The sequence below is a fragment of the Streptococcus parasanguinis genome (assembly GCF_001578955.1).
In the GTDB taxonomy this organism is placed as follows: domain Bacteria; phylum Bacillota; class Bacilli; order Lactobacillales; family Streptococcaceae; genus Streptococcus; species Streptococcus parasanguinis_U.
On record NZ_KQ969690.1, the window covers coordinates 528,014 to 532,543 of the forward strand.

The following is a 4,530-nucleotide window of genomic DNA, read 5'->3' on the forward strand; positions in this document are numbered from 1 at the left end:
TAGCAAATGGTCAAGCGGCTAAGGGCTTGATTCAGATCATCGAACAAGCTGGTGCTCAAGTGGAAGCCGTTGGAATCGTCATTGAAAAATCCTTCCAAGATGGACGGGGATTACTAGAAGAGTTGGGATATCCAGTTGTATCCCTCGCGCGTTTGGACCGTTTTGAAAATGGTCAGGTTGTATTTAAGGAGGCAGACATCTAATGCAAAAACAAGAAAGCCATTCACAGGCATCCGTTCTAGGCTTGCAACACCTTTTGGCTATGTATTCGGGATCTATTTTGGTGCCGATCATGATCGCAAGAGCTTTGGGCTATAACGATCATCAACTAACCTACCTCATCTCTACAGATATCTTCATGTGTGGGGTAGCAACTTTCCTTCAAGTGCAACTCAATAAATACTTTGGGATCGGACTTCCAGTAGTCCTTGGAGTTGCCTTTCAGTCTGTAGCGCCTCTCAGTATGATCGGGGCTAGCCATGGTAGTGGGGCCATGTTTGGTGCCTTGATTGTCTCAGGGATTTACGTGGTTCTGGTCTCAGGATTCTTCTCAAAAATCGCCAACCTCTTCCCATCCATTGTGACGGGATCTGTCATTACGACCATTGGTTTGACCTTGATTCCGGTAGCGATTGGGAACATGGGGAATAACGCAGCCAAACCAACGGTGCAAAGTCTGATTTTAGCCGTGATCACCATTCTCATCATTCTGGTGGTCAACATCTATACGACTGGCTTTATCAAGTCTATCTCTATCTTGATTGGATTGATTGCAGGAACTGCTATTGCAGCTTCTATGGGCTTGGTGGATTTCACACCTGTATCGCAAGCACCAGTCGTTCACGTTCCAACACCTTTCTTCTTTGGAGCACCTAAGTTTGAAATCACTTCAATCTTAATGATGTGTATCATCGCGACGGTTTCTATGGTGGAATCAACAGGTGTTTATCTTGCACTTTCAGATATTACCAAAGATCCGATTGATAGCACGCGCCTCCGTAATGGCTATCGTGCTGAAGGGTTGGCCGTTCTTCTCGGTGGTATCTTCAATACCTTCCCTTACACTGGATTCTCACAAAACGTTGGTTTAGTGAAATTGTCTGGTATCAAGACCCGTCTTCCAATCTATTATGCGGCTGGTTTCCTTGTTCTACTCGGTCTCCTTCCTAAGTTTGGAGCTTTAGCACAAATCATCCCAAGCCCAGTTCTTGGTGGAGCGATGTTAGTCATGTTTGGTTTTGTATCTATTCAAGGGATGCAGATCCTTGCGCGTGTTGATTTTGAACACAATGAGCACAATTTCCTCATCGCAGCTGTATCAATTGCTGCAGGGGTTGGCTTGAATAACAGTACCCTCTTTAATGGCCTTCCAACAGGATTCCAAATGTTCTTTGCAAACGGAATTGTCGTCGCAAGTGTCTTAGCGATCGTTCTCAATGCGATTTTGAACCGCAATAAATAAATATCTCAAATTTACCGGAGGTCCTTGGATCTTCGGTTTTTTTGACTTTTAAGGAAACATATAGTAGAGTGGAAGAGAAGAAAATCTTATTTGATGAGAAGAGAGTTAGAATCATGTATTTAACCTATCGCTTTAAAGAACGCTTGCGCTTGTTTTTGAGTCTGTTTTTGCCGATTTTGATCTACCAATTGGCCAATTATTCAGCCAGCTTTGTCGATACAGCCATGACCGGTCAGTACCGGACCCTTGATTTGGCTGGGGTTTCTACAGCTACCAGTCTGTGGAACCCATTTTTTACTTTCCTGACCGGGATTGTCTCTGCTCTGACACCGATTGTCGGGCATCACTTAGGTAAGGGAAATAAAGAACGGATTGCTGGCGATTTTTACCAATTCATCTATATGTCGTTTGCTATGGCCATTCTCTTAATAGGCTTTGTCTGGGGGATTGCGCCCATGATTCTCAAGCAGATCGGCTTAGAAAATGTTGTTGCTCAAATAGCCATTCGCTACTTATATTTCCTTTCTCTAGGGATCTTACCCTTGTTGCTCTTTAGTATCGTGCGAACCTTCCTCGATACGTTGGGAATGACGCGACTATCGATGTACTTGATGCTCTTGCTCTTGCCTTTGAATGCTTGTTTTAACTATATCTTGATCTATGGGGCTTTTGGCTTTCCTGAGATGGGAGGAGCAGGAGCAGGTCTTGGAACCTCTCTGGCCTACTGGGTCTTGCTGGCTATTGCAGTTTTGATCTTGTGCAAGCACCCTAAGGTAGCAGCTTTCCAATTGTGGAAGCCGCAACCTTATGATTTTAAAGGGATGAAAGAAGTATTGCGCCTTGGGCTTCCAATCGGTGGAATTGTTTTTGCAGAAGTCATCATCTTCTCGCTGGTTGGTCTGTTAATGGCAAAATTCCCATCACTCACCATCGCTAGTCACCAATCGGCCATGAATTTTTCTACCCTGATGTATGCTTTCCCTGTTAGTATCTCGAGCACCATGGCTATTATCGTATCTTACGAATTGGGAGCAGGAAGACCAGAAGTGGTCAAACAATATTGCCGTTTGGGACGGCTGACAGCCTTTGGTTTTGCGATTGTCACCCTCGTCTTTCTTTATACATTCCGCTTTCAATTGGCGGGGCTATACGGCAAGGATCCAGTCTTTGTGCAGCAAACTGCTATTTTTATGACCTATAGTCTCTTTTTCCAAGTAGCTGATACCTTTGCAGCACCTCTTCAAGGGATTTTGCGGGGTTATAAGGATACAACCGTTCCATTCTTATTAGGAGTTTTTAGTTATTGGTGTATTTCTATACCTTTAGGGATTTTCCTTGACCATGTGACCACCCTTGGTCCCTATGCCTATTGGATCGGTCTTATTTCTAGCCTTGTCGTGAGTGGAATTTGTTACCAACTTCGGCTCTGGCAGATCGAAAAAAAACAAACAAACTAAAATAAAGTCTGGGAAACCAGGCTTTTTATGTACCGTGAATATTATAAATTTTCTGAAAGTTCTTGACAATTGATGTCAAAGTGGTAAGATTAGGAGGTAGAAATGAAGAACTAGAAGGAGAACAAGATGAGAAGTGATATGATCAAAATGGGGATCGACCGAGCACCAGCGCGTGGTCTCCTCTATGCAACAGGGCAAGTAAAATCAGCAAAGGATATGCAAAAGCCCTTTATTGCCATTTGTAACTCCTATATTGATATCGTTCCAGGCCATGTTCACTTGCGTGAATTAGCAGATGTTGCCAAGGAAGCTATTCGCGAGGCTGGTGGGATTCCTTTTGAATTTAACACAATCGGTGTCGATGATGGGATTGCGATGGGTCATATCGGGATGCGTTATAGTTTGCCGTCTCGTGAGTTGATCGCAGATGCTGCTGAAACAGTCATCAATGCCCACTGGTTTGATGGTGTTTTCTATATTCCCAACTGTGATAAGATTACACCAGGAATGATTTTGGCAGCCATGCGGACCAATGTGCCAGCCGTATTTTGTTCTGGTGGACCCATGAAGGGTGGTGTTGACATGACAGGGCATCAGGCGACACTCTCAAGTTTGTTTGAAGCTGTCGGTACTTATCAAGCTGGTGATATGAGCATGGATGAGCTGGATTTCTTGGAAAAAAATGCCTGTCCAACTTGTGGCTCTTGCTCTGGTATGTTTACTGCCAATTCCATGAACTGTTTGATGGAAGTATTAGGCCTTGCTCTTCCTGGAAATGGTACCATCCTAGCTGTCTCAGATGAACGCCGGGAATTGGTTCGCCAAGCGGCCAAACAATTGGTAGAGAATATTAAAAAAGGTATCCGCCCACGGGATATTGTGACTAAAGAAGCCATCGACGATGCTTTTGCGCTCGATATGGCCATGGGTGGTTCAACCAATACTGTGCTTCATACGCTCGCAATTGCGCGTGAAGCTGGGATTGACTATGATCTCAAAGATATCAACGAGATTGCCAAGAAGACACCTTATCTTTCTAAAATTGCCCCTTCAAGTGTCTACACTATGCATGATGTGCATGAAGCTGGTGGTGTTCCAGCCATTATCAATCAGTTGATCAAAAAAGGTGCCATTAAGGGTGATCGTATCACAGTTACTGGTAAAACCTTGAAAGAAAACGTAGCTGGTGCTGAAATCAAAAATGAAGAAATTATCCACCCAATCGAACATCCGATTTCACCTGTAGGTGGTTTGTCGATCCTCTACGGAAATATCGCTCAGGATGGAGCTGTTATCAAGGTCGGTGGGGTCGATCCGTCTGTGACTACTTTCCGTGGTAAAGCTATTTGTTGCGACTCACAAGATCAAGCCCTTGAGTTAATTGACAATGGAACAGTTAAGAAGGGCCATGTCGTTGTCATTCGTTACGAGGGTCCTCAAGGTGGACCTGGTATGCCAGAAATGTTGGCACCAACCTCTAAGATTGTCGGACGCGGTCTTGGTAAGGATGTGGCTCTGATTACGGATGGTCGTTTCTCAGGAGCTACTCGTGGAATTGCTATTGGTCACGTTTCTCCAGAAGCAGCAGAAGGTGGGAATATCGCCTTAATT

Annotated in this window: 3 protein-coding genes and 1 pseudogene; all 4 read left to right on the forward strand. The window is 44.4% G+C overall.

The window, feature by feature from the left end; translation table 11 throughout:
• Nucleotides 1-203 (forward strand): annotated as a pseudogene (locus SPADD19_RS12740) (xanthine phosphoribosyltransferase); the annotation flags it as partial.
• Nucleotides 203-1,462 carry a nucleobase:cation symporter-2 family protein gene (locus SPADD19_RS06465; protein WP_049497933.1) on the forward strand — a complete coding sequence of 420 codons (1,260 nt, stop codon included), beginning with the start codon at nucleotides 203-205 and terminating at the stop codon, nucleotides 1,460-1,462. The pseudogene SPADD19_RS12740 and the gene SPADD19_RS06465, both read left to right, overlap by 1 nt.
• Nucleotides 1,463-1,575: 113 nt before the next feature.
• Nucleotides 1,576-2,919, forward strand: a complete 1,344-nt coding sequence (locus tag SPADD19_RS06470; protein WP_061455599.1) for an MATE family efflux transporter — start codon at nucleotides 1,576-1,578, stop codon at nucleotides 2,917-2,919.
• A 126-nt stretch (nucleotides 2,920-3,045) separates the two neighbouring features.
• Nucleotides 3,046-4,530, forward strand: a 1,485-nt coding sequence (gene ilvD, locus SPADD19_RS06475) for a dihydroxy-acid dehydratase (RefSeq protein WP_061455557.1), incomplete at its 3' end; no start/stop codon positions are given.

Excerpts from the sequence above, each read along its gene's own strand:
- SPADD19_RS06470 (WP_061455599.1), top strand. The coding sequence starts at position 1,576 with ATGTATTTAACCTATCGCTTTAAAGAACGCTTGCGCTTGTTTTTGAGT.
- SPADD19_RS06465 (WP_049497933.1), top strand. The coding sequence starts at position 203 with ATGCAAAAACAAGAAAGCCATTCACAGGCATCCGTTCTAGGCTTGCAA.